Annotated in this window: 24 protein-coding genes; 13 read left to right on the plus strand and 11 right to left on the minus strand. The window is 62.4% G+C overall.

The window, feature by feature from the left end; all coding sequences use genetic code 11:
* Positions 1 to 110: 110 nt before the first annotated feature.
* Both I5S59_RS23805 and I5S59_RS23810 read right to left on the minus strand, forming a co-directional pair.
* On the minus strand, positions 111 to 1,364 hold the full coding sequence (locus I5S59_RS23805) for an aromatic amino acid transport family protein (protein ID WP_128323039.1): 1,254 nt from the start codon (positions 1,362 to 1,364) through the stop codon (positions 111 to 113).
* Positions 1,365 to 1,636: 272 nt separating this feature from the next.
* A complete protein-coding gene (locus I5S59_RS23810; RefSeq protein ID WP_197878750.1) occupies positions 1,637 to 2,647 on the minus strand; it encodes a zinc-dependent alcohol dehydrogenase family protein in 1,011 nt (336 codons plus the stop codon).
* Between the two features lie 141 nt (positions 2,648 to 2,788).
* Between I5S59_RS23810 and I5S59_RS23815 the strand changes: the two genes are divergently transcribed.
* The 3 genes from I5S59_RS23815 (at position 2,789) to I5S59_RS23825 (ending at position 6,813) form a co-directional block, all read left to right on the plus strand.
* Entirely contained in the window at positions 2,789 to 3,289 is a 501-nt protein-coding gene (locus tag I5S59_RS23815) for a sigma-70 family RNA polymerase sigma factor (RefSeq protein ID WP_197878751.1), read from the plus strand.
* Entirely contained in the window at positions 3,290 to 4,237 is a 948-nt protein-coding gene (locus I5S59_RS23820) for a FecR domain-containing protein (protein ID WP_197878752.1), read from the plus strand.
* A 104-nt stretch (positions 4,238 to 4,341) separates the two neighbouring features.
* Complete coding sequence (locus I5S59_RS23825) at positions 4,342 to 6,813, plus strand: TonB-dependent siderophore receptor (RefSeq protein WP_197878753.1); 2,472 nt, start codon at positions 4,342 to 4,344, stop codon at positions 6,811 to 6,813.
* 22 nt (positions 6,814 to 6,835) lie between these two features.
* Here I5S59_RS23825 and I5S59_RS23830 read toward each other — a convergent pair whose 3' ends face one another.
* Complete coding sequence (locus I5S59_RS23830; protein WP_197878754.1) at positions 6,836 to 7,261, minus strand: EamA family transporter; 426 nt, start codon at positions 7,259 to 7,261, stop codon at positions 6,836 to 6,838.
* A 101-nt stretch (positions 7,262 to 7,362) separates the two neighbouring features.
* Between I5S59_RS23830 and I5S59_RS23835 the strand changes: the two genes are divergently transcribed.
* Both I5S59_RS23835 and I5S59_RS23840 read left to right on the plus strand, forming a co-directional pair.
* Positions 7,363 to 8,277, plus strand: a complete 915-nt coding sequence (locus I5S59_RS23835; protein WP_197878755.1) for a histone deacetylase — start codon at positions 7,363 to 7,365, stop codon at positions 8,275 to 8,277.
* A 148-nt stretch (positions 8,278 to 8,425) separates the two neighbouring features.
* Positions 8,426 to 9,685 (plus strand): TIGR03862 family flavoprotein, encoded by a 1,260-nt coding sequence (locus I5S59_RS23840; RefSeq protein ID WP_197878756.1) that lies wholly within the window; start codon positions 8,426 to 8,428, stop codon positions 9,683 to 9,685.
* A gap of 116 nt (positions 9,686 to 9,801) precedes the next feature.
* On the opposite strand, the gene I5S59_RS23845 is transcribed toward I5S59_RS23840, so the two are convergent.
* Complete coding sequence (locus I5S59_RS23845) at positions 9,802 to 11,133, minus strand: DEAD/DEAH box helicase (RefSeq protein WP_197878757.1); 1,332 nt, start codon at positions 11,131 to 11,133, stop codon at positions 9,802 to 9,804.
* Positions 11,134 to 11,208: 75 nt separating this feature from the next.
* On the minus strand, positions 11,209 to 12,141 hold the full coding sequence (gene yedA / locus I5S59_RS23850; protein WP_197878758.1) for a drug/metabolite exporter YedA: 933 nt from the start codon (positions 12,139 to 12,141) through the stop codon (positions 11,209 to 11,211).
* A gap of 154 nt (positions 12,142 to 12,295) precedes the next feature.
* On the opposite strand from yedA, the gene I5S59_RS23855 reads away from it, so the two are divergent.
* The gene (locus I5S59_RS23855) at positions 12,296 to 12,754 is read left to right on the plus strand and encodes an Lrp/AsnC family transcriptional regulator (protein ID WP_128323055.1); all 459 of its coding nucleotides are present in this window, start codon (positions 12,296 to 12,298) and stop codon (positions 12,752 to 12,754) included.
* On the opposite strand, the gene I5S59_RS23860 is transcribed toward I5S59_RS23855, so the two are convergent.
* The 3 genes from I5S59_RS23860 to I5S59_RS23870 form a co-directional block, all read right to left on the minus strand.
* Entirely contained in the window at positions 12,751 to 13,353 is a 603-nt protein-coding gene (locus I5S59_RS23860; RefSeq protein ID WP_197878759.1) for a PolC-type DNA polymerase III, read from the minus strand. The genes I5S59_RS23855 and I5S59_RS23860 overlap by 4 nt on opposite strands.
* Before the next feature lie 20 nt (positions 13,354 to 13,373).
* Positions 13,374 to 13,853, minus strand: coding sequence for an NYN domain-containing protein (locus I5S59_RS23865; protein WP_045182683.1), 480 nt, complete (start codon positions 13,851 to 13,853; stop codon positions 13,374 to 13,376).
* Positions 13,854 to 13,954: 101 nt separating this feature from the next.
* Complete coding sequence (locus I5S59_RS23870) at positions 13,955 to 14,695, minus strand: DUF2076 domain-containing protein (protein ID WP_197878760.1); 741 nt, start codon at positions 14,693 to 14,695, stop codon at positions 13,955 to 13,957.
* A 154-nt stretch (positions 14,696 to 14,849) separates the two neighbouring features.
* Between I5S59_RS23870 and I5S59_RS23875 the strand changes: the two genes are divergently transcribed.
* The 3 genes from I5S59_RS23875 to I5S59_RS23885 all read left to right on the plus strand — a co-directional run bounded on the left by I5S59_RS23875 (position 14,850) and on the right by I5S59_RS23885 (position 16,416).
* Complete coding sequence (locus I5S59_RS23875) at positions 14,850 to 15,518, plus strand: hypothetical protein (protein ID WP_197878761.1); 669 nt, start codon at positions 14,850 to 14,852, stop codon at positions 15,516 to 15,518.
* Positions 15,519 to 15,652: 134 nt separating this feature from the next.
* Positions 15,653 to 15,880, plus strand: a complete 228-nt coding sequence (locus tag I5S59_RS23880) for a hypothetical protein (RefSeq protein WP_197878762.1) — start codon at positions 15,653 to 15,655, stop codon at positions 15,878 to 15,880.
* Positions 15,881 to 15,912: 32 nt separating this feature from the next.
* Positions 15,913 to 16,416 carry a hypothetical protein gene (locus I5S59_RS23885; protein ID WP_197878763.1) on the plus strand — a complete coding sequence of 168 codons (504 nt, stop codon included), beginning with the start codon at positions 15,913 to 15,915 and terminating at the stop codon, positions 16,414 to 16,416.
* 86 nt (positions 16,417 to 16,502) lie between these two features.
* Here I5S59_RS23885 and hrpB read toward each other — a convergent pair whose 3' ends face one another.
* Complete coding sequence (gene hrpB / locus I5S59_RS23890; RefSeq protein ID WP_197878764.1) at positions 16,503 to 19,031, minus strand: ATP-dependent helicase HrpB; 2,529 nt, start codon at positions 19,029 to 19,031, stop codon at positions 16,503 to 16,505.
* 117 nt (positions 19,032 to 19,148) lie between these two features.
* Between hrpB and I5S59_RS23895 the strand changes: the two genes are divergently transcribed.
* Positions 19,149 to 19,568: a polyribonucleotide nucleotidyltransferase gene (locus I5S59_RS23895; RefSeq protein ID WP_197878765.1), complete on the plus strand. Its 420-nt coding sequence runs from the start codon at positions 19,149 to 19,151 to the stop codon at positions 19,566 to 19,568.
* 25 nt (positions 19,569 to 19,593) lie between these two features.
* Complete coding sequence (locus tag I5S59_RS23900) at positions 19,594 to 20,466, plus strand: cation diffusion facilitator family transporter (protein ID WP_197878766.1); 873 nt, start codon at positions 19,594 to 19,596, stop codon at positions 20,464 to 20,466.
* Positions 20,467 to 20,485: 19 nt separating this feature from the next.
* Here the strand turns inward: I5S59_RS23900 and I5S59_RS23905 are convergent, their stop codons facing one another.
* A complete protein-coding gene (locus I5S59_RS23905; RefSeq protein WP_197878767.1) occupies positions 20,486 to 21,316 on the minus strand; it encodes a DUF6515 family protein in 831 nt (276 codons plus the stop codon).
* Between the two features lie 442 nt (positions 21,317 to 21,758).
* On the opposite strand from I5S59_RS23905, the gene I5S59_RS23910 reads away from it, so the two are divergent.
* A complete protein-coding gene (locus I5S59_RS23910) occupies positions 21,759 to 22,235 on the plus strand; it encodes an Lrp/AsnC family transcriptional regulator (RefSeq protein WP_128323064.1) in 477 nt (158 codons plus the stop codon).
* 55 nt (positions 22,236 to 22,290) lie between these two features.
* Positions 22,291 to 22,494, plus strand: a complete 204-nt coding sequence (locus tag I5S59_RS23915) for a DUF2788 domain-containing protein (protein ID WP_197878768.1) — start codon at positions 22,291 to 22,293, stop codon at positions 22,492 to 22,494.
* On the opposite strand, the gene I5S59_RS23920 is transcribed toward I5S59_RS23915, so the two are convergent.
* Positions 22,491 to 23,120, minus strand: coding sequence for a pseudouridine synthase (locus I5S59_RS23920; protein WP_232239946.1), 630 nt, complete (start codon positions 23,118 to 23,120; stop codon positions 22,491 to 22,493). The two genes, I5S59_RS23915 and I5S59_RS23920, sit on opposite strands and share 4 nt — an antisense overlap.
* Positions 23,121 to 23,123 lie beyond the last annotated feature (3 nt).

Here is a 23,123-nt window from a genome sequence, read left to right on the forward strand (position 1 = left end):
CCCCCCCCCCCCACCCCCCCCGCCCCCCGGCCCGGGCGGGCCGTCCTGTGTAAAACCACCCCCCCCCCCCCAGGGGTCCCCCCCCCCCCCCCCGGGCCCGCAACGTGGGCTTACCAGCCGCCTGGCAACCAGCCAAATGCACTGGCAATCGCGTAAGCCATGCTGCACAGGTAAAGGATGACCACCAGTACCTGAATCAGCGGATGGGCAATCCAGCCGCACTGCCAGGCGGGCACGATGTCACCGTTCTTGCGTGCAGAACGCAGCATCAGGATGGGCATGATCGACAGGATCACGCCGCTGAACACACCGGCAAAATACAACGCGTTAACAAAGCCGACCATGCCGCTGTAGGCCAGGATGAACGGCGGTACGCAGACGATGGCCAGCACCAGCAGACGGTTCTTCGGATTGCTCTCCGAGCCCAGGCTTTTGAACTTGTCGAAGATGTTGGTCAGGAAGCTGCCGCCCAGGCCCCAGTACGAAGTCATCATCGCGCACAGGGCAAAGGTGTTGGCGGTGTAGAACGCCCACTGCCCAAGGGCCTGGCCCCACGCCAGGGTGGCTACCTCGGTCTGGTTTTCCAGGCCGTTGAGGGCAATCACCGACATCGGCACGATCGCCAGCAGGATGAAGGTGATCACCATGCCGGTAATGACCGCGACTGGCAGACGCTTGGGCGCGTGGCTGAAACCACGGGCCATCTCCGGCACCACGTACTGCGCAGAAAAGCAGAACACGGCAATGTTGAACACCGGGATCATGTAGATCCAGCTGCCATCGAACAGGTTGGCAAAGTCGGTGTGCTCATTGATCAGCGTCGCCACCACCAGCACCAGGGTCATCGAGACCATGCCGATGCTGATGAACTTCTCGCCCTTACCGATGGCCTTGAGCCCCAGGTACAGCACAAACGCGGCCGGCAGGAAGAACAGCAGGCTGCCCAGCGCCGGGCTGATACCAAAGAACTCACTGAGAATCTTGCCACTGCCGCTCATGTAGGCGGTCAGCGCACCGATGCTGTTGACCGCCACCGAGAGAAAGATCGCCCAGGCCCCGAAGGAACCGACGTAGCGCTGCGCCAGGCCACTCAACTGGTGATGGCTGCGGGTGCGCAAGGTGGTTTCCGAGACGTACAGCATGGAGATGGTGGTGAAGACGCCGGCAACGGCCAGCCATAGCAGCAATGGCATGTAGCCGGCCAGGCGGCTGGCATAGGCCATCGACAGCACGCCAGCACCGATGTTGGTGCCCACGATCATCGCCACGGCCTCGACGAAGGTCAGGCGTTTGACCTCAAGGCCCGAAGATTCGGACGTGGAAGCGTCAGCACCGCTGACGGCGGTGCGGGGGGTTGCACTCATGATCACACTCACTGCGTATTTGTATTTATTACCGGAAGCACCTGAATCGATGCGTCACAGCGCCACTGTCAGAACGGTCGCGCTGTTCCATGGACTTTCGAGCGGCGGGCAAAATATCACACAAGGTGTTTGAAATAACATTCAACGAGGGCGAAAGAGTGTGTATCAAGATTTCTTGAAAATGCTTTAAAAGCAGACAGTTAGCGAGCTTGAGCAATAACGGGCAGAGGTCAAGCCCGACCAAGGTCGGGCGACTTCTATAGGGCGGGTGATCAGAATTCCAGGCAAATCTTGCCGAAATGCTGGTTGCTCTCCTGATAGCGAAACGCGTCGACGATCTGCTCCAGGGCGAAGGATTTGTCGATGACCGGACGCAGGCCGTTGGCATCGATGGCCCGCACCAGCGCCTGCTGATGAGCGCGGCTCCCCACCAATACGCCTTGCAGGCGAATCTGCCGTACCAGCGCCTGCACCAGCGGCAATTGGCCGGCGACGCCGGTCAGAATACCGATCAGCGAGATATGCCCGCCTATGCGCGCAGCGATCATGGATTGCTCCAGGGTTGCCGGGCCGCCCACTTCGATGACGTGATCCACACCGCGGTTGCCGGTGATCTGGCGTACCGTTTCGCCCCAGGCCGGGGTCTTGCGGTAGTTGATCAGGTGATCAGCGCCCATGGCCTTGAGGCGTTCGAGTTTCTCGTCGCTCGACGAGGTGGCAATTACCGTGGCGCCGGCCAGCTTGGCAAACTGCAACGCGAATATCGACACACCGCCTGTCCCTTGCACCAGTACCGTGTCGCCCGGCTTGAGTGAGTCATCGGCCATCAGCGCACGCCAGGCCGTGACCCCGGCGGTGGTGAGGGTCGCCGCTTCGGCATGGCTGTAGCCTTTGGGGGCGTGGGTAAACGAGGTGGCGCGTGCGGTGACCTGCTCGCGCGCATAGCCATCGATGCCGTCTCCCGGCACGGTGCCAAAGCCTTCGACCTGCGCCTGGCCGTCCAGCCAGTCCGGGAAAAAGGTACTGACCACCGCGTCGCCTACGGCAAATTCCGTGACCCCGGCGCCGACCACCGTTACCACCCCGGCGCCGTCAGCCATGGGAATGCGCGGTGCTGTCGGCCCCCACATACCGCTGACCACGGCAAAGTCGTGGTAGTTGAGCGAGTTGGCATGCAGCCGTACGGTGATTTCTCCCGCCTGCGGTGCTGGCGCCTCGCAGTTGCCGAGCTGAACCTTGTCGTAACCGCCGCCCGCCTGAACGTAGATAGCCTTGCTGGTCATGCGCACCTCCTGATTGGACACGGTAAAGAGCTGATCAGTCTTGGCCGCGACCGCACGCTGGTCAAGCACCGGCTCTTGCGAAACATCCGGTCAAACATCAATAATGCGACTAATTATCAATTACTGTGCTGGTTGCCGTTCATGCCTGCTCCCGATCATGCCGCTCTGCATACGCTCTACAGCGAACACCACGGTTGGCTCAAAGCCTGGCTACGCGCTCGCCTGGGCAATGCCAGCGATGCCGCAGACCTGGCCCAGGACACTTTCATCCGGGTGCTGACCGCTCGTAATGCGCAGACCATTCGCGAGCCACGCAGCTACCTGGGCGCCATTGCCCATGCACTGATGATCGACAAATTCCGCCGCAAGGCACTGGAACAGGCCTACCTTGCCGAACTGGCCAACCGCCCGGAACGCCTGGCCGACTCGCCGGAAACGCGTCTGCTGATTCTTGAAACCCTGGTGGCCGTGGACACCTTGCTCGATGGCCTGGGCGAGCGGACCCGGCGCATCTTTCTGGCCGTACAGCTCGAAGGCCTGAGTTACGTGGCCACTGCCGAGCGTCTGGATATTTCCGTCACCACGGTGAAGAAGCACCTGATCCGCGCCATGACCCATTGCCTGCTGCTGACGGACGACTGAATGGCCAATGCCCTGGATTACCGCACCCTGGAAGCCGCTGCGACCTGGTACGTCCAGCTCAACGCCGCGCAGCCCAGCGACGCCCAGTTACAGGCCTGGCAGGACTGGCTGGGAAAAAGCCAGGCCCATGCCCAGGCCTGGGCCCGCGTCGAAAAACTGCAACGCCAATTGGGCAGCCTGCCCGCTGATGTCGCCCTGCCGACCCTGGCCGGTGTACGCGCGCGTCGGCGTGCGGTACTCAAGACCCTGGCCATGCTCCTGGCGGTCGGCGCCACCGGCTGGGCGGTACGGGAAAGTACGCCTGCGCAGGCGTTGATGGCCGAACTGCGCACTGGCAAGGGGCAGCGGCGACAGGTCAGGCTCAGCGATGGCAGCCAGCTTGAACTCAACAGCGACACAGCCGTGGATGTCCGTTACGACGGCCAGCTGCGCGCGTTGCGCCTGTACCGTGGCGAAATCATGGTGCAAACCGCCAGCGACCCACGCGCCCGCCCCTTTGAGGTACACACCACCGAAGGCCGGGTGCGCGCCCTGGGTACGCGCTTTAGCGTGCGTAGCGAAGAAGGCCGTAGCCAGGTCAGCGTGTTGCAGCACGCGGTGGAGATTCGCCCGGTGGATAGCCCGCTGCTGATGCTGCGCCTGGACGCAGGGCAATCGGTCAGTTTCAACCAGCGCCAGATCGGCATCGCCCAGGCCGCAGCGCCAGGTACCGGCGCCTGGACACAGGGCATGCTCACCGTGATCGAGTGGCGCCTGGCCGATTTCGTCGCTGAGCTGCGCCGCTATCGCCCAGGCGTGCTGCGCTGCGCCGGGGGCATTGCCGACTTGCGTCTGTCCGGTGCCTTTCGCATCGACGATACCGACACCATCCTGGAAAACCTCAGTGCTTCGCTGCCCGTCAACGTGCGCTACCTGACGCGTTACTGGGTCAGCATCGAGCCTGCCTGATCATTTTCAAAAAATGGGTTGCCGATTTTCATTCTCATTCGGCTACGCAGGTAAAGCAGCAAATCCAGCTGCACATCTGCCCAGCCAATCGAAGGAAAACCTGCATGACCCGCATCTGCCCCCGGGCACCCCGTCCTCTGGTTCGCGCCGTTCACCTGGCACTGTTTGGCCTGACCCTGGCACCGCTGCCGATTCTGGCCTTGCTGCCAACCCAGGCCCAGGCCCAGAGCGCCAGTACCCGCTTCCAGATTGCCCCGGGGCCGCTGGGCACTACCCTGAGCCTGTTCGCGACCCGCGCCAACATCACCTTGTCGTTCGATGCCCGGCAGACCCAAGGCCGACAATCTGCCGGACTGCAGGGCGAGTATTCCATTGAAGAAGGCCTCGCACGCCTGCTTCAGGGCAGTGGCCTGCAGGCCCAGCGCCAGAGCAACGGCGGCTATGTGCTGGTCCCGGCCAACAACAGCGGCGCGCTGGAACTGGGCGCGACCAGTATCAATGGCCAATTGCTCGGCGAAACCACTGAGAACACCGGCTCCTACACCACCGCCGCATCGCGCACCGCGACCAAGCTGCCGTTGTCGATCCGCGAAACGCCCCAGTCGATCACCGTCGTCACCCGGCAACTGATGGACGACCAGGGCGCCCAGAGCATCTCCGATGTCCTGCGCAATACCCCCGGTGTTTCGGCGCAGACCTACGACAGTGACCGTACCGAGTTCACCAGCCGTGGCCTGGTTATCACCAACTATCAGTACGACGGGGTCAATACCATCTATGACGGCGTGTATGACGAAGGCACTGCCCATGTCGACATGGCCATCTATGACCGCGTCGAAGTACTAAAGGGCGCTACCGGCCTGATGACAGGCTCTGGTGATCCTTCGGCCACCGTCAACCTGATCCGCAAAAAGCCTACCGCGCAGTTTCAGGCTTCAGTGACCGGCAGTGCCGGCAGCTGGGATGACTACCGCGGCGAAGGCGATGTTTCCGGCCCCCTGAACAGCAGCGGCACCCTGCGCGGCCGCTTCGTCGGCGCCCAGCAAGACAAGAAGGGCTACCAGGACCACTACCAGCAGAAAAAAGAGGTGTACTACGGCATTCTCGAAGCCGACATCACCCCCGACACCCTGCTCACCGTCGGTATCGACCAGCAGAACACCACACCACGCGGCACCTCCTGGACCGGCAACCCGGTGTATTACGCCGACGGTGGCCGCACGGATTTTTCCCGATCGTTCAACCCGGGCGCCGACTGGAGCCGCCGCGACTTCCAGAACCGCACCTACTTTGCCTCGCTTGAACAGGCCCTGGCCAACGACTGGACGCTCAAGCTCAGCCTCAATCAGTTGCAAAGCGACCACGACACCCGCCTGGCATCGGCCAGTGGCGGCAGCCCGGACCGCGATGGCAACGGCATGTACTTTTTCTGGGGCCGCTGGGAAGGTCATCGGGTGCAGAATTCTGCCGACCTGAGCCTGTCCGGGCCGTTCAGCCTGTTCGGCCGCGAGCATGACCTGGTGGTCGGCTACAACACCTCGCACTCGCGCCAGACCGGCAGCACCTGGGACACCAGCGAATTCGGCCTGGTGCCGGGGAGCATCTTCGACTGGAACGGTCACATTGGCGTGCCGGACTTCCCGAAGAACGGCAAGTACGAGCAAAAGAAAAGCCAGAACGGTGCCTACATCGCCACCCGCCTGCGTCCCACCGACGACCTCTCGGTGATCCTCGGTACCCGCGTCAGCACCTTCAAATACCACGACAACTATGACTACGACGGCCTCAACCCGAACTTTCCGGACAACTCGGCCAGCTACAAGGAACACGGCGTGGTCACCCCCTACGCCGGTATCGTCTACGACCTGAACGACACCTACTCGGTGTACGCCAGCTACACCTCGATCTACCAGCCACAAAGCAACAAGGACGCCAATGGCGTCACCCTCGACCCGGTTGAGGGCGACAGCTACGAAACCGGTCTGAAAGCGGCCTATTTCGAAGGGCGGCTGAACGCCAGCCTGGCTGTGTTCCGCATCGAGCAGGACAACGTCGCCGAGTCGATCGGCACCAACCCGATCACCAACGAAGGCATCTACAAGGCCACCAGCGGCGCCACCACCAACGGCATCGAACTCGAGGTTGCCGGCGAGCTGCAGGAAGGCTGGAACCTCTCGGCCGGCTACACCTATGCCCGTACCCGTGATGCCGACGAGCAGCGCATGTACGGCTTCCCGATGAGCACCAGCAAGCCTGAGCACCTGGTGCGGGTGTTCACCACCTACCGCCTCCCGGGCATGCTCGACAAGGTCACGGTCGGCGGTGGCGTGAACTGGCAGAGCGCGTTCTACGGCAAGATCTACAGCGGTGCAGTGAACGACTACACCTACATCAAGCAAGGCGGCTATACCCTGGTCGACCTGATGAGCCGCTACCAGTACGACGAGCACCTGAGTTTTACCGTCAACGCCAACAACGTGTTCGACAAGCGCTACCTGAGCGGGCTGGGCAACTTCGACACCACGTACTACGGCGAACCGCGTAACGTGATGCTGACCACGCGCTGGGACTTCTGAGCGGACCTGCCCGCACCGACGTTCACCGCCATGCCAGCATCACCACACCCAGCGTGACCAGGCTGATACCTGCCCACTGGCGCAGGTCGAGCTTTTCGCCGAGCAAGGTAACCCCGAGCACGGCGACAAGCACCACACTGAGTTTATCCACAGGCGCAATCTGCGATGCCTGGCCCAGTTGCAGGGCGCGGAAGTAGCAGATCCAGGAGGCACCTGTGGCCAACCCCGACAGCACCAGAAACAGGTAGCTGCGAGGAGAGATCGAGCTCAGCGACTGGTACTGGCCGGTGGCGTAGAGAATCAGTGCCAGGCTGACCAACACCACCACGGTGCGCAACAGAGTGGCGAAGTCGGAGTTAATGCCGCTGATGCCCACCTTGGCGAAGATGGCGGTCAGCGCTGCAAATACGGCGGAGAGCAGCGCCCAGAACGTCCAGGAAGCCAGCATTGTCACGTCACCTGTAGAAAAGTACCCGGGTCAGCTTATAAGGTAGCGCAACGCCAGCGGCAACTGGCAAGATCAACACCTGCCCTGCTCAAGAACCCGCCATGCCCCTGCCGCTGATCTACCACGACGACTACAGCCCGGACTTTCCTGCCGAGCACCGCTTTCCGATGGACAAGTTCCGGTTGCTGCGCGATCACCTGATCGACAGCGGCCTGACCACCGACCAGGCCTTGATTCGCCCGCAGATCTGCCCCAACGACATCCTGGCCCTGGCCCATGACCGCGACTACATCGAACGCTACATGCAGGGTGAATTGTCACGCGAGGACCAACGCCGCCTTGGCTTGCCCTGGAGTGAAGCCTTGGCGCGCCGCACCGTACGGGCAGTGGGTGGTTCGTTGCTGGCAGCAGAGCTTGCCCTGGAGCACGGCATCGCCTGCCACCTGGCTGGCGGTACTCACCACGCTCATTACGACCACCCGGCCGGTTTTTGCATCTTCAATGACCTCGCCGTGATCAGCCACTACCTGCTCGCCGCCGGCCGGGTACACCGCGTGCTGATCTTCGACTGCGACGTGCACCAGGGCGACGGCACCGCGCGGATTCTCCACGACACGCCGGATGCCATCACCGTGTCCTTGCACTGCGAGCAGAACTTCCCGGCGCGCAAGGCACAAAGCGACTGGGACATCCCTTTGCCGCGGGGCATGGGCGACCAGGCTTATCTGAAGGTGGTCGAGGATGCCCTGAACTATTTGCTCCCGTTGTACCGGCCGGACCTGGTGCTCTATGACGCCGGTGTCGACGTGCACAAGGACGATGCCCTCGGCTACCTGCAGTTGACCGACGCCGGTGTGGCGGCTCGCGACGAGCATGTACTGCGCCAGTGCCTGGCCCGGGACATCCCGGTGGTGGGCGTTATTGGAGGCGGCTACAGCAAGGACCGTCAGGCCCTGGCGCGCCGTCACGGCATCCTCCACCACAGCGCCAGCCGGGTGTTGGGTTACTCACAATGACTGTGGAACCGCCTGTGGATAACCTCTGCGAAAGCCCACCAAGCCCTTTGTTTACCTGGGCTTGAGGCAGCTGTTCGTTTTTTGATCAGTGTTTCCCGAGACCCTGCTGGGGTAGAATGCGGCTCTTTTTTCCAGCTTGCAGCCCGCCATGACCGACACCGCCAGTGCCAACCGTCCCCACGTCGCCATTATCGGAGGCGGGCCAGCCGGGCTGATGGCCGCCGAAGTACTCAGTCAGGCCGGCGTCGCGGTGAGCCTGTACGACGCCATGCCCTCAGTGGGGCGCAAGTTCCTGCTGGCCGGTGTCGGCGGCATGAACATTACCCATTCCGAGCCCTACCCGGCCTTCATCAGCCGTTATGCCGAGCGCAGCGGCGAAGTCGCCGGGCTGCTGGAGGGCTTCGATGCCGACGCCTTGCGCCAGTGGATTCATGGCCTGGGCATCGAAACCTTCGTAGGCAGCTCCGGCCGGGTCTTCCCCCGCGACATGAAAGCCGCCCCGCTGCTACGCGCCTGGCTCAAGCGTCTGCGCGATGCCGGGGTAGTTATCCACACCCGGCACCGCTGGATTGGCTGGAATGCCGATGGCAGCCTGCGAGTGGCTTATCCACAGGGTGAACTGGCGCTCAAACCGGCGGCGACCTTGCTGGCACTGGGTGGTGGCAGTTGGGCACGCTTGGGCTCTGATGCAGCCTGGTTGCCCTGGCTTGTGGATAAAAGCGTCGAGGTCGCGCCACTGCAGGCGGCCAACAGCGGTTTTGAAGTGCAGGCCTGGAGCCCCCTGCTCAAGGACAAGTTTGCTGGCGCCCCGCTGAAGAACATCGCCCTGAGCCTGGCCGGACAACCGCCACGCCTGGGTGAGTGCATAGTCACCGCCCAGGGCCTGGAGGGCAGCCTGGTCTACGCCTGGTCGGCGCAGATCCGTGAAGCGATCAACCGCGCCGGCAGTGCCACGGTGCTGCTCGACCTGCTGCCCAATCGCACTGTGGATAACGTTCAGACAGCCTTGAGCAAACCCCGGGGCTCACGCTCGATGGCCAAGCACCTGCACAGCCAGTTGGGCCTGGATGGCGTCAAAGCCGCGCTGCTGCGCGAACTGACCGATGCCTCGACCTTCGCCGACCCGGCGCAGCTGGCCCGGGCGATCAAGGCCCTGCCGATCGAACTGGTGCGCCCTCGCCCGCTGGACGAGGCGATCAGCAGTGCTGGCGGGGTAATGTTTGAGGCAATGGATCAACGCTTGATGCTCAAGGCGCTACCAGGAGTGTTTTGTGCAGGCGAGATGCTCGACTGGGAAGCACCGACCGGTGGGTATCTGCTGACCGCATGCTTTGCCAGCGGGCGCAAAGCGGGGCTTGGGATGCTGGAATGGTTGAACGACGCTGATCATACCGATGCGTGTGTGTAGGAGCCTGCGATCGAGCGCGTAGCGGTCGCCACTTGTTCCGCCAACTCGACCCTCGGGGCTGCTGTGCAGCCCATCGCAGGCTGCGCCAGCTCCTACAGTCTACAAAGCCACAAACCTCAAGGTTTGCGCTTGCGCGGGCCGGTATTGAAGGTTGGCACCTTGCGCACAGGCTTGGCCGCTGGAGCGGCCGCTGGCGCTTCAGCACTGTCCATCCAGCGTCCCAGGCTGCGCTTGCTGCTGCTTTCCTTGGGCTTTTTCGGTTTCTTCGGCTTCTTCAGCACCTGCCCACTGGCATCGGTCATCGGCACTTTGTGATCCGGAATGAAGTCCGGCTCTTCGTGACGCGGCAGGGTCTTGCGGGTCAACGTCTCGATCGCTGACAACAGTTGCACTTCATCGGCGCACACCAGTGAAATCGCCTCGCCGGTGTTGCCTTTGCGGCCCGTGCGACCGATACGGTGGATATAGTCTTCCGCCACGATGGGCAGGTCGAAGTTCACCACCAGCGGCAAATCATCAATATCCAGGCCCCGCGCCGCAACGTCGGTAGCTACGAGGATCTGGATCTCGCGTGCCTTGAAACTGTCCAGCGCACGTTGGCGGGTGGCCTGGGGTTTGTCGCCATGGATACCGTCGGCGTTCACACCCTGGCCACGCAAGCGCTCGACCAGCTGATCGACACCGTTGCGGGTCTTGGCAAATACCAGCACCTGCTTCCAGCGTTGTTTGCGCAGCAGGTGGCTGAACAGCTCCGGCTTGCGCTTCTTGTCCACCGGCACAATCCACTGCTTGACCGTGCTGGCAGTGACGTTGCGCGGGCTGACTTCGATGCTCAACGGGTCATTCAGGGTCTGTGCAGCCAACTGGCGTATTTCGTCAGAGAAGGTTGCCGAGAACAGCAAGGTTTGCCGACGTACCGGCAAGGCGGCATAGACGGCCCGCAATTCTTCGGCGAAGCCCAGGTCAAGCATGCGGTCGGCTTCATCAAGCACCAGAGCCTGGAGCTGATTGAACTTCACCGCGTTCTGGCGGAACAGGTCGAGCAAGCGACCCGGGGTGGCCACCAGCAAGTCGATGCCCTTGCGCAGCTTCATCATCTGCGGGTTGATACTGACCCCGCCGTACACCGCGTAGGTACTCAGCGGCAGATGTTCGGCGTACTCACGGATATTGTTGTGCACCTGTTCGGCCAGCTCGCGCGTAGGCACCAGCACCAGGGCACGTACCGAGTTGCTGGCGACCTTGGCGCCTTCCAGGGTCAGGCGCTGCAGCAGCGGCAAGGCGAAGCCTGCAGTCTTGCCGGTACCGGTCTGGGCTGCCGCCATCAGGTCGCGCCCGGCCAGCACTGCCGGAATGGCCTGGGCCTGGACCGGCGTCGGGGTGTTGTAGTCCAGGCGCTCAAGCGCGCGCAGCAAAGGTTCAATCAGGCCAAGTTTGGCGAATGTCATGGCAATACCGTCAGGGGAATTCAGCAATGGCGGCAGTTTACCTTGTTCCGCCGGCGCCTTCCTGACAAACCGCAGTCACTTGCACAGCTCGCCGTCGGCCGGCGCCGGGGCCTTGGCAGCTTGCGCCGCAGGTTTGCGCCACTGCGGCAGACCGATCAGCACTACGGCGCCAATGATCACCGCCATCGCCACGCACTCCTCGAAGCCGATCTGCTCGCCCGCAAAGAGGATGCCCAGCAGCACCGCCACTGCCGGGTTGACATAGGCATAGCTGGTGGCGGCTGCCGGGCGCACATGCTTGAGCAGGTACATGTAGGCGCTGAACGCCAGGATCGAACCGAAGAACACCAGGTAGGCCAATGCGCCCCATCCGGCAGCCGTGGGCATTTGCGTCATGCGCTCGCCACTCAGGGCACTGCCCAGCAGCAGTACGGCGCCGCCCACCAGCATCTCGGCCGCACTGGCCATCGGCCCCTGGGGCAGTGGCAGGCTTTTGCTCCAGACCGAACCGAACGCCCAGGACGCCGCCGCAAACAGAATCAGCGCCGCGCCCATCGGGCTGGCCTGCAGGTTCGAGCCGAGGTTGAGCATGGCAATGCCGATCAGCCCGAGGAGGATCCCGGCCCATTCCAGACGGGTGTTACGTTGACCCCAGAACAAGCCGAACAACAAGGTGAACAGCGGCACGGTCGCCACCGCCAATGCCGCCACGCCAGAGGCGACACCGGCGTGCTCCGCCAGGGTCACGCCGCCATTGCCACAGCTGAGCAACAGCACACCGATCGCCCCGGCGGCACGCCATTGCGGCCAGGTCGGTGCCGGTACCCCACGCCAGCGCAAAAAGCCGTAAAGCAAAGTACCGGCGATCAAGAAGCGCACGCCCGCCATCAGTAACGGTGGCCAGGACTCGACACCAATACGGATCACCAGGTACGTCGAACCCCACACCAGGTACAACGCGAGGAAGGCGCCGATCAAAACCAACGGGAAGCGACGAGGGGCAGGCATGGGGGGGGCTCGAAATCGTGTTGTTGGAGAGGTAGTTTAAAAAGGTGTGCAGCTGAACATAAGTTACAAAACCTGTTTAAAAGAACCGTACACTTTTGAAACAACGGTTCTTCCACCCACAAACCTTCGATTCAGCAATCGCCTCGGGAAGCCCATGGACAAATACGATCGGATGCTGCTCAGCGCCTTGCTGGAAAATGGCCGGGCCTCGTTCGCAGAGCTTGCGCGCAAGGTCAATCTGTCGGCACCGGCGGTCGCCGAACGCGTCGCCAAGCTTGAAGCCTGCGGCGTGATCACCGGCTACCAGGCCAAGGTCGATCTGGAGAAAGTCGGTCTGCCGATCCAGTGCGTGATCGAGTTGCGCCTGGCCAGCCACGGCAATCAGCAAACCTACGAAGCGCTCACCCAGATCCCGCAACTCACCGAGTGCCACCGGGTAACCGGCGACCCCTGCGTGATCATGCAAGCGGCAGTGGGCTCAATGCCCGAGCTTGAAGAGCTGATCAATCGCATCGCCCAGTTCGGCTTCAGCAAAACCTCGATCATCCTCTCCAGCGCGGTGCAACGACGCTTGCCCCTGGGTCACCTTGAGCACAACGGCAAGAAGGCCTAGCGGTAGGCGTTGAGCGCCTCGCCAATCTTCGCCGCCGGCACTTTCTGCAAGCTGCAGAACAGCTGGTGGGACACGCCATTGATACCCTGCTCACGCAGGCGTCCGGCCATATGCTGGGCCAGGTTGGCGGCCATCTCGGCATCGGCCATTGCCCGGTGGGCAGTGCCGGTATCCGGCAGGCCGGCCCAACGGGTCAGGGTCCCCAGCTTATGGTTGGGCGCGGCTGGCATCAGGCGCCGGGCCAACAGCATCGAACAGGCAAAACGCTGGTTGCGGCTGCGACCGATCTGCGCCAGTTCGTAATCCCAGAACTTCTGGTCGAACGAGGCGTTGTGCGCCAGCATCGGCGTATCACCGACGAATTCGGCCACCTCATTCATGACCTGGGCAATCGGCGGGGCGCTGCGCAGCATGGCTGTTGTGATACCGGTCAGCGAGGCGACAAAGGCCGGCACGGGCAACCCGGCATTCATCAGGCTCTGGTAGCGCTCGACGATGCGCCCCCGCTCAAGCATGACAACCGCCACTTCCGTGGCCCGGCAACCGGCGCCCGGTGAAATGCCGGTGGTTTCGAAGTCGATGACAGCAATACGTTCCAAAAACTGAACCTCAGTAAAAACTAGTGCCGCAGCAACAAGCCGCCTTCAATCGGCACGTAGCGGCTGGCCGCACGAATCAGGGAGTTGGCGGTCAGGCCCGGAACACCGTAGGCGACCGCTTCGATACCGTGGCGGCTGATGACCCGCTCAAGCAGCAAGTCAAAATCACCGTCGCCGGAAGCCAGTACCACTTCGTCGACCCTGGCCGCCGCGTCGATCACATCCAGGGTAATGCCGACATCCCAGTCGCCCTTGGCCGAACCGTCGCTGCGCTGGATATAGGGTTTGAGTTTGACCGTGAAACCGAGGTTGCGCAGGATCTGCTGAAACTGCTGCTGCTTGCTGTCACCCCGGTCGATGGCATAGGCCACCGCCTCGACGATCTGGCCATGCTGGCTGATGTCGGCCCACAGCGCGGCATAATTGAAATGACAGCCATAGGCCTGGCGCACGGTGTAATAGAGGTTCTGCACATCGGCGAATACCGCGATCTTCTTCACCGTTCATCCTCATGGCGCCACGGCGCTGTTAGCGGCCGCCGCACACCGGGGCCGTTTCGGCGCCCAGTATGCCAGCCTGGAGGCGGTGCGGGTATGCGCGGTCAGATGAAGCTGTCATCACCGTCGAAAAAACCACCGTCATCGTTGCCGTAGTCGGTGTTCATGAAGCCGCCCTGATCATTGTCATAGCCGCTGTTGTCGGCGGTCAGTCGTTGCTCGTCGTTACTGCCCCAGCCGCCGTTGTCGCTGGCCGGTGCAGGCTCTTCCTTGATGACTTCGACCACTTCTTCAGGTTGCGAGTGATGGTTGAACAGGCTACTGATGCCCTGCGCCAGCATGACCCCGCCGGCTACGCCTGCGGCGGTCTGCAAAGCACCACCGAGGAAACTACTGGCACCACTACGGGCGGGTGCGGGCGCAGGCGCTGCGTTGAAGCCTTGCTGCGGAGCAACACCAGGCTGGCTGAACCCACGTGACGGCTCACGCCAGCCACCACCGCTCGACGCGCTGGCGGATGCTTGCGTTTGTGGCTGAGGATCACGGGTACCGCTGCCGAAAATGCTCGATAGAAAACCACCACTGTTGCTTGGCGCCGTGGCAGCCACTTGCGCCCGGGCTTGTTTCAACTCGGCCTGCAGTTGCTTGTTCTGATCGTCCAGGCGCTTGAGCGCCGCTTCCTGGACCAGGATCGCCTGCGCCATGTAGTACGGTGCGGCGGGCTGTTGTTGCAGGTGCTCGGCAATCCGTGCCTGGGCCGACGCGTCACGGGGGACGGTCGGATCTTCAGCTTGCCTGAGCCGGCCAAACAGGCCGTCGATCAGGGTTTGTTCTTCACTGTTCATGGCAACCTCATACAAAAGCCGGGGGGATACGCGTTCACTGAAAATGGGGTGTCTGGGCCGCGGATTCAACACAAGTCGCGATGAAACTTTCTTCAGCTTGGAGGCTGGCTGGGCTAAAGTTACGCCCTGCTTTTTGCCATTACGATATCGACCGATGAATCCGCTCAGTGTTTTGCGTGACTCCCTGTATTTCTTCCGCCGCCACCTGCTGAGCATTCTCCAGCTGTGCTTGCCGCTGGTGGTGCTCGAAGCGCTATTTACTCAGTTGCTCTACCAGCAACTGGGCAAGGACGCGTCCCAGGGCTATGGCATGCTGGCCAGCCTGCTGTTCTACCCCTTGTACAGCGCCGCACTGATTCTCTACCTCGACACCCGCAGCAACGGTTATACACCGCTCAAGCGCAACCTGCTGGCCATGGCCTTGCGCCTGTGGCCGTCGTTCGCCCTGATGGTGATGCTCAGCTCGTTGTTGATCATGGCCGGCGCGGCCCTGTTCATCATTCCGGGGATCTGGGTCATGGTCCATCTGGTGTTTGCCGAATACCTCCTGGTATTGCGCGGCCTGCCACCGATTGCGGCAATGCGCGAAAGCTTCCAGATGACCACCGGAAATTTCTGGAAGATTTTCACCTGCATCCTCGGTGTACTCGCACCCTTGTGGTTGATTGACGGTATCAGCCAGATGCTGGTGCCTGAACCCTCGCCGCTGGTGCAACTGGCCATCGACAGCGGCAACAGCTTCCTGCAGCTGTTCAGCACGGTGGTGATGTTCCGCCTGTACATGCTGGTCAGTGAAGCGGCGGTGGAGCCGCCTGCGCCCTGAACACGGCTGTGTCCAGATCAACTGCCCGGCAGCGCCGGGCAGAACACGCCCTTCCCTGGAAAGCCTGCAAGCTGCCCTGATTCCCGCGCCTCGGTGAAAGTGACAGTTCACTACCGATATGCAGGGAGCATCCATTGAACGCATTCACGAATGACAACAACTGGGCCAAGCGCGCCGAAGTATTTCTCGGCGCGCTCCATATTGTTGATGAAACGGCTGCCCCCGAAAGCCCTCCTGGTGAAAAGCACAGACCTGTGATCCGCACACACCACGATCCGGCAGTGACCAGCCCTCGCTTCTCCTATCTGAGAGTCGGCGAAGGCAAGGAAGTCACGTTCCGTATCGAACGGGCCAACGTTTGATCCAGCGTTCTATGCATTGATAAGGAAATCCCATGACCGATACTCAGAATCAACACCTGGACGCCGAAGTGGGTTCGTCGTTTCAAGGACAGGTCTACTTGCTCAACGCGGGCCGCGAAATACCTCTGCGCCTCAGCCGTTTGAGTGACAAATTTTCCTGGGGAGTTACCCCTGAAGACGACTGGCTTCAGGCGGGCGGCAACGAAGATCCACCTGTCTTCGATTTCGTGCTGCACTCACAAACCGAGAACCGCCTGCACTTCAACATTTCCGGCACAGGACGAAAGGCGGCGAAAAAACTCGGCATCAGCCGCAATGGTTACCTCGGTTTATACGAACGGGCCGAGGTCAGCGACTACTGGAAGCTTGAGCCGCTGGCCTGGACCGAACAGGGACTGGTTTGCCGATGGCGCGACCACCTGGGCCATCAGGTCAAAGCCCTGCCTGATACCCCCCACCGCCAGCCGGGCACGTTCTTTCTGCTGAATGTCTCAGACGGTGATGTCCACGAGTTCCTGATCAAACGGGTTGATTGAGGCTGACGTCAATCACATGGATGAAACAAGCCACCAGAGCTGATCGACTGGTGGCTACCCGACCAGACCAACATAGGTTATTGAGCTCAGACTTTGCGCGGCTTCGCCCGTGCTGTCGCCTCAGCCACCAGTGGGTCGTCGGGCCAATAGTGTTTTGGATAACGTCCCTTCAAGTCCTTCTTCACCTCGGCATAAGTAGTACGCCAGAAGTTGGCCAGATCCTGAGTCACCTGTACCGGGCGCCGCGCCGGTGACAGCAGGTGCAACAGCACCAGCTGACGCCCCTGAGCAATGCGCGGGGTATCGGCAAGGCCGAACAGTTCCTGCATGCGCACGGCCAGCACCGGTGGCCGCTCGCTGTAGTCCAGGCGAATGTTCGATCCGGAGGGCACGCTCACATGCACCGGTGCCCATTCATCAAGACGCTGGGGCAGCGGCCAGGGCAACAGGTTGCGCAGCATCGACGACAAATCGAGCTGGGCAAAATGGCTCAGGCGGGTGACCTTGCCCAGGTAGGGTTGCAACCACCCCTCCAGGTTTGCCATCAAGGTACTGTCGCTCAAGTCGGGCCATTCACTGGCAGCCCCGGCCTCCAGATCAATCTGCCGCAACAGCGCCACCCGCGCCTGCCACTGGCGTAGTTCAGGGGTCCAGTTCAGTAGCTCAAGCCCTTTGCGCCGGACCAGCGCCAGCAGCGCACGCGCCCGGGCATCATCGTCCAGGCCGGTCAACGGCTCACGGCTGAGCACCAGTTCGCCGACCTTGCGCTGGCGCTCGGCACGCAAGACGTTTTCACGCTCGTCCCAATCGAGAAGGTCGAGGGTGCGCACCTGTTCGGCCAACACCCCGTCAAACAACGCCGGGTCAAACTCCGCCGCCAGGTAGATACGCTCTTCGCGCTGCCCTTGCCGGCTACCGAGGTCGGCAACCACCAGCCACGGGCATTTCATCAGCGCATCGGGCTCGCCAAACAGCGCTGCGCGACCATTGGCCAGGCGGTATTCGGCACCGCCGGTGCGTCGTTGCTGGGCGACCCGGTCCGGGTAGGCCAGCGCCAGCAGCGCGCCGAGCCAGCGATCATGCCCGGGATCGGCAACTGCCGTGCGCGCCTTGCCACGCAGGTAGCCGCGATACTGCCTCGCCAGTTGCCGGGCCCGTTGCACCCCACCCTGCCCGCCTTTGCTTGCTCGGGTTTCACCGCTGAGCAAGGCCAGGTGGCTGTGCACGTCGGCGCCAGCGCCACGCAGAATATCGCGCTCACCCAACAGCGCGGCGACGTCACAGGCCATGTCGGCCAGGCCCAGGTCCTGGCCACGCAACAACAGGTGGGCGATGCGCGGGTGCGCCGGCAGTTCGGCCATGGCCTGGCCGTGATCACTCAAGCTGTCCTGACTGTCAGTCTTGAAGGCACCCAGGCATTGCAGCAGATCCAGCGCTTGAGCGTATGCCGCACCCGGGGGCTGGTCGAGCCAGCGCAATTGATCCGGGGTAACGCCCCAGCGCGCCAGCTGCAGCGCCAGGCCCGCGAGATCGGCCTGAAGAATTTCGGCGCTGCTGTAGGCGGCCAACTGTTCATGCTGAGCCTCCGACCATAGCCGGTAGCACACCCCGGGTTCGAGACGGCCAGCACGGCCGGCGCGCTGCGTCGCACTGGCGCGGGAAATGCGCTGGGTGTCGAGCCGGGTCATGCCGCTGCCCGGGTCAAAGCGCGGCACCCGCGCAAGGCCGGCGTCGACTACAACTCGCACGCCATCGATGGTCAGGCTGGTCTCGGCGATATTGGTCGCCAGCACCACTTTGCGTTTGCCGGGAGGCGCAGCGTCGATGGCCGCACGCTGTGCATTGAGGTCCAGTTCGCCGTGCAAAGGGCACAGCAGAATCTCCGGGCGCCCACCCAGGGCGTCCTGCAGCGCCTGATGCACACGACGGATTTCGGCCTGGCCCGGGAGAAACACCAGCAGGCTGCCCGGCTCATCGGCAATGGCCTGCAACACCGTGTCGACCACCCGTGGCTCAATGAATTCACCGGGCTGAAAAGGACGCCCCCAACGCATCTCGACCGGGTACATGCGCCCTTCGCTGCTGATCACCGGGGCATCGTCGAGCAGGCTCGACAAGCGCTCGCCCTCCAGCGTCGCTGACATCAGCAGGATTTTCAGCGGTGGCTCATCACGCAGCAGTTCACGACCATTGAGGCTCAACGCCAGGGCCAGGTCGGCATCCAGGCTGCGCTCGTGAAACTCGTCAAAAATCACCAACCCCACACCCTCAAGCGCCGGGTCAGCCTGCAGGCGACGAGTGAGGATGCCTTCAGTCACAACTTCAATCCGGGTCGTGGGACCTACCTTGCTGTCCAGGCGAATCCGGTATCCGACCGTTTCCCCCACCTGCTCGCCCAACTCGCTGGCCAGTCGCTCGGCAGCAGCACGGGCTGCCAGCCGGCGCGGCTCGAGCATGAGAATTGTCTGCCCCGCCAGCCACGGCTCGTTGAGCAGGGCCAGCGGAACCCGCGTGGTCTTGCCGGCGCCGGGCGGCGCTTCCAATACAGCTTCATGGCGCAGGCTCAAGGCTTCACGCAAGGCGGGAACGACAGCATCGATCGGTAACGAAATCATGGGAGCCCTCAAACAATACGCCGAGTATAACGGCGAACCGGCCTGCTCTATCATGGTCTTAGCTGTAGATAACGGCTCTTTGCCTGTATCGTTACGGCCTTCATTGCGGAGATATCCATGCGTATTCCTTCTCGTGTCATCGGCGGCGTTGTGGTCGCCACCCTGCTGACTCAACTCTCGGCCTGCGGCACGCTGTTCTACCCGGAACGACGCGGCCAGATCGAAGGCAAAGTCGACCCGGTGATCGTTGCCCTCGACGCCATCGGTATCCTCTTCTACGTGATCCCGGGGCTGATTGCCTTTGGTGTCGACTTCGCCACCGGTGCCATCTACCTGCCGCATGGCCGCACTGCGCAAGTAGCACCGGAAAAACTTCACGAAGCGATCAGCGCCGATGGCAAGATCGACAACAGCAAGCTGCAGGCGATTCTCAAGAGCGAGCTCGGCCAGCGCCTGCCGCTGAACGACCCGCGGCTGATCCAGCACGCCGGCAGTGTCGAGCAACTGGCGATGTACGGCCTGAAGCCCGCCGCCTGAAACCACGCAGGAAGCCCATGGCAGCATGACCCCTTCAGCTGAACATCAACGCCTGCTACGCCTGGCCACCCGCGCCTCGCTGGCGGTGGCCAGTATTCTGGTCCTGACCAAGGCAGTGGCCTGGTGGCTCAGCGGCTCGGTAAGCATGCTGGCCGGGCTGACCGACTCGGTGCTCGACGGCGTCGCGTCGTTTCTCAACCTGCTGGCGGTGCATTACGCGCTACGCCCGGCCGATGACGATCACCGTTACGGCCACGGCAAGGCCGAGGCCATGGCCGGCATGGCGCAGGCGCTGTTCATCGGTGCCAGTGCCGTACTGATCAGTGTGCAGGCGATAGAGCGCCTGCGCGATCCTCAGCCACTGGGTGATACCGCCATCGGCATTGCCGTCATGCTGCTGTCGCTGGCGCTGACCGTGGCCTTGCTGTTGCTCCAGGCCAAGGTCATTCGCATCACCGGCTCCACGGCCGTGCGCGCCGACTCCCTGCACTACCGCTCCGACTTGCTGCTCAACGGCAGCATTCTCGTCGCCCTGATTCTGGCGCGTCTGGGTTGGCCACAACTGGACGCGTTCTTCGGCCTGGGCATTGCGCTGTACATTCTCTGGAGCGCCCTGCAGATCGCCCGGGAAAGTACGGCGATCCTGATGGACCAGGAACTGCCCGGCGATATCAGCGAGCAGATGCTGCAGCTGGCCTGCAGCATCCCGGAGGTGCGCGGTGCCCATGACTTGCGCACGCGCGTTTCCGGTAGCCACTGGTTCGTCCAGCTGCACCTGGAGTTGCCCGGCGACTTGCCGCTCACCGAGGCACACGCGCTGTGCGATCAGGCGGCAGCCGCCATTCACGCCAAGTACCCCCGTGCTGAAGTGCTGGTACACGCCGACCCGGTGAACTGAACCGGCGCTGCATCCGCGATCAGTTAACGCTGTAACCCCGACCGCTCAGACAGGCCCGCAGCGCTTGCCGGTAGCTGTCGGTGACTTGCAGGGCCGGCGCATAGGTGGCCTTGGCCGGATCGAAGCCGCTTTGCTGCACCGCCCAACGGTGGCACTCATAGCGATCCCGGTCGGCTTGCTCCGGGCTTTGCCCGGACACCGGGTTGGCGACCACGTCGTAGTCATTTTCCATGGGCTGGGGCACTGCAGTGGCGACCGGCGGATTGACCACCACGTATTCGTTGCTGTCTTGCAGGTACTGGTAATAGGTGCCGGCAACCAGGAAATACAGCGAATCGGCGACCCACACTTCGCGGGCATAGTCCGGCAGATAACCGACCCGCATGCCGTAATGCGGCGCTACCACCACGTAACGCGGCCCTTGCGGACGGTACCAGTACCCACCGGAATAAAAGTACTCGTTGCCACGGTAAGGCACACGCCAGTACTGATCGGGAAACTGGTCAATCACCTGGCCTGGCTGATAGCGCGGCCCGCTTCCCCAGCCATTGCCATGCCCGTCTGGCCGACCTGGCCAGTTATCGCCCTGCGGCCGTTGCTGCGGCCCACCCGCCTGGTAATAGCGGTTGCCGTTGTTGTGCCGGGGAATGTCCTGGTAGTAACCGGTACGTGGTGGCTGGGTCTGGCGGACCTCGTCCGGACGTGACTGCAACGGCGATGTGCCCTGCTGCTCGGCCCCTTGAGCGCCATGCCCGTCATGGCCCCCTCCTTGTCCTTCGGCCAATGCCTGCAGGTTGATGCTGATGCACAACAAACCAACACCGGCCAGACACCAGATGCGCGACTTCATGTTGTTCCTCTCGGACCGTTGAGATGGGCCTGTGGATAAGACTGGAAAACCCGTAGCGGGTTCTACCAACAATCTATCAGGCTGCAAGAGCCGGGGTATCGGCGCCGAGATGAAAAAATGCAGGCATTAAAAAAGGGAGACCCTGGGGTCTCCCTTTGAGAATTTTGTCCGTGCTCGACGCTTGTGACGCCGGCTCACCTCACGCTGTCTTGTGAACAGTGTGTAGCCCGGGGGCCGAGCACAACCCTGTCGGGTTGCTGGCCGCAGCTGCCCCGATAAGGCCAGCTGCACTGGACTGATGTCCGGGCAGTGATTCTGGGTATAAATATACGACTGCAACGGTGGCAGCGGATTGCGAAGATTGCTCATTCAAATAGCACTTGCGCAATTTTTACCTAAGGATTGATAATTCACAGCAATCGAAACAGAAAAGGCCTGTGCCATGAGCAAACTGGACCGCTACGACCTGAGCATTCTTGCTGAATTGCAGCGCGATGCGCGCATCTCCAACCAGGAACTGGCCGAACGCATCGGCCTGTCACCCTCGCCGTGCTCGCGCCGGGTCAAGCAGCTTGAAGACGACGGCTACATTGCCCGCCAGGTTGCCCTGCTCGATCGCAAGAAGCTTGGCCTGAGCCTGACCGCCTACGTGCTGATCGGCATGGATCGGCACACCCCGGAGCGCTTCGAAACCTTCGAGGCAGCCATCCGCAACCTGCCCCAGGTACTGGAGTGCAGCCTGGTCACCGGGATGGACGCTGACTACCAGCTGAAAGTCGTGGTGCCCGACATGGACCACTATCAGAAGCTGCTGCTCGGGCACCTGACCCGTATCGAGGGGGTGACCAGCGTGCGTTCGAGCTTCGTGCTCAATCAGGTACTGGCCAGCACCGAACTACCGTTGACGCACCTGCGTTAGTCAGACCGGCAGACGGGGCGTATAATTGCGCGCCTCAACCTGCCGGAGAGAATCGATGGATCCTGCGTTGTTCGAAGAGTGGATGATGATCACCCTGGTCACCATCCTGATTGGTTTCATGGGTTTTATCGTCTGGGACCTGGCGAAAAAATCCAAGGCTGGCAAGTTCGGCACCTTCATCCTGTTTTTCGTGCTGGGCCTGGGCGTGCTCGCGTTCATCATCAAAAGCGTGGTGGTCGGCTACATCGAAGGCGTCTAGCGCCTGGCCGGTACTTCCCGCCACTGTCCCTGATCCAGACCTTCCAGCGTCCAGTCGCCGATCCGCACCCTGACCAGGCGCAGGGTCGGCAGGCCGACGGCGGCGGTCATGCGCCGCACCTGACGATTACGCCCTTCCTTGATCACCAGTTCCAGCCAGCTGGTCGGCACGCTCTTGCGAAACCGTACCGGCGGGTTGCGCGGCCATAACTGTGGCGCTTCCAGGGCCCGGGCCTCGGCCGGCAGTGTCAGCCCGTCATTGAGCTGGACGCCATCGCGCAACTGCTGCAACTGCGCCTCGGTCGGCTCGCCCTCCACCTGCACCCAATAGGTTTTCGCCAGCTTGTGCTTGGGGTCGGCAATCCGTGCCTGCAGTTGGCCGTCATTGGTCAGCAGGAGCAGCCCTTCGCTGTCGCGGTCCAGCCGGCCAGCCGGATACACGCCGGGGACATCGATAAAATCCTTGAGGGTTGCGCGCCCTTCGCCGTCGCTGAACTGGGTCAGCACGTCGAACGGCTTGTTGAACAGAATCAACCGCGGCTCGGCCGGCGGCGCCTTTGCCTGGCGACGCGGGCCGGTGGGTTTGGCCGCGCCAGGGCGCGGCTTGGAGCGGGGGGGTAACGGCATGGG

It is taken from the genome of Pseudomonas alkylphenolica (assembly GCF_016009175.1).
Lineage (GTDB): Bacteria > Pseudomonadota > Gammaproteobacteria > Pseudomonadales > Pseudomonadaceae > Aquipseudomonas > Aquipseudomonas alkylphenolica_B.

What these genes read in the sequence shown, in the direction of transcription:
- I5S59_RS23910 (WP_128323064.1), top strand. Translation starts at nt 21,759, where the DNA reads ATGAGCAAACTGGACCGCTACGACCTGAGCATTCTTGCTGAATTGCAG.
- I5S59_RS23870 (WP_197878760.1), bottom strand. Translation starts at nt 14,695, where the DNA reads ATGAACAGTGAAGAACAAACCCTGATCGACGGCCTGTTTGGCCGGCTC.
- I5S59_RS23810 (WP_197878750.1), bottom strand. Translation starts at nt 2,647, where the DNA reads ATGACCAGCAAGGCTATCTACGTTCAGGCGGGCGGCGGTTACGACAAG.
- I5S59_RS23920 (WP_232239946.1), bottom strand. Translation starts at nt 23,120, where the DNA reads ATGCCGTTACCCCCCCGCTCCAAGCCGCGCCCTGGCGCGGCCAAACCC.
- I5S59_RS23815 (WP_197878751.1), top strand. Translation starts at nt 2,789, where the DNA reads ATGCCTGCTCCCGATCATGCCGCTCTGCATACGCTCTACAGCGAACAC.
- I5S59_RS23895 (WP_197878765.1), top strand. Translation starts at nt 19,149, where the DNA reads ATGCGTATTCCTTCTCGTGTCATCGGCGGCGTTGTGGTCGCCACCCTG.
- yedA (WP_197878758.1), bottom strand. Translation starts at nt 12,141, where the DNA reads ATGCCTGCCCCTCGTCGCTTCCCGTTGGTTTTGATCGGCGCCTTCCTC.
- I5S59_RS23855 (WP_128323055.1), top strand. Translation starts at nt 12,296, where the DNA reads ATGGACAAATACGATCGGATGCTGCTCAGCGCCTTGCTGGAAAATGGC.
- I5S59_RS23805 (WP_128323039.1), bottom strand. Translation starts at nt 1,364, where the DNA reads ATGAGTGCAACCCCCCGCACCGCCGTCAGCGGTGCTGACGCTTCCACG.
- I5S59_RS23905 (WP_197878767.1), bottom strand. Translation starts at nt 21,316, where the DNA reads ATGAAGTCGCGCATCTGGTGTCTGGCCGGTGTTGGTTTGTTGTGCATC.
- I5S59_RS23845 (WP_197878757.1), bottom strand. Translation starts at nt 11,133, where the DNA reads ATGACATTCGCCAAACTTGGCCTGATTGAACCTTTGCTGCGCGCGCTT.
- I5S59_RS23835 (WP_197878755.1), top strand. Translation starts at nt 7,363, where the DNA reads ATGCCCCTGCCGCTGATCTACCACGACGACTACAGCCCGGACTTTCCT.
- I5S59_RS23885 (WP_197878763.1), top strand. Translation starts at nt 15,913, where the DNA reads ATGACCGATACTCAGAATCAACACCTGGACGCCGAAGTGGGTTCGTCG.
- I5S59_RS23900 (WP_197878766.1), top strand. Translation starts at nt 19,594, where the DNA reads ATGACCCCTTCAGCTGAACATCAACGCCTGCTACGCCTGGCCACCCGC.
- I5S59_RS23825 (WP_197878753.1), top strand. Translation starts at nt 4,342, where the DNA reads ATGACCCGCATCTGCCCCCGGGCACCCCGTCCTCTGGTTCGCGCCGTT.
- hrpB (WP_197878764.1), bottom strand. Translation starts at nt 19,031, where the DNA reads ATGATTTCGTTACCGATCGATGCTGTCGTTCCCGCCTTGCGTGAAGCC.
- I5S59_RS23875 (WP_197878761.1), top strand. Translation starts at nt 14,850, where the DNA reads ATGAATCCGCTCAGTGTTTTGCGTGACTCCCTGTATTTCTTCCGCCGC.
- I5S59_RS23915 (WP_197878768.1), top strand. Translation starts at nt 22,291, where the DNA reads ATGGATCCTGCGTTGTTCGAAGAGTGGATGATGATCACCCTGGTCACC.
- I5S59_RS23830 (WP_197878754.1), bottom strand. Translation starts at nt 7,261, where the DNA reads ATGCTGGCTTCCTGGACGTTCTGGGCGCTGCTCTCCGCCGTATTTGCA.
- I5S59_RS23840 (WP_197878756.1), top strand. Translation starts at nt 8,426, where the DNA reads ATGACCGACACCGCCAGTGCCAACCGTCCCCACGTCGCCATTATCGGA.
- I5S59_RS23820 (WP_197878752.1), top strand. Translation starts at nt 3,290, where the DNA reads ATGGCCAATGCCCTGGATTACCGCACCCTGGAAGCCGCTGCGACCTGG.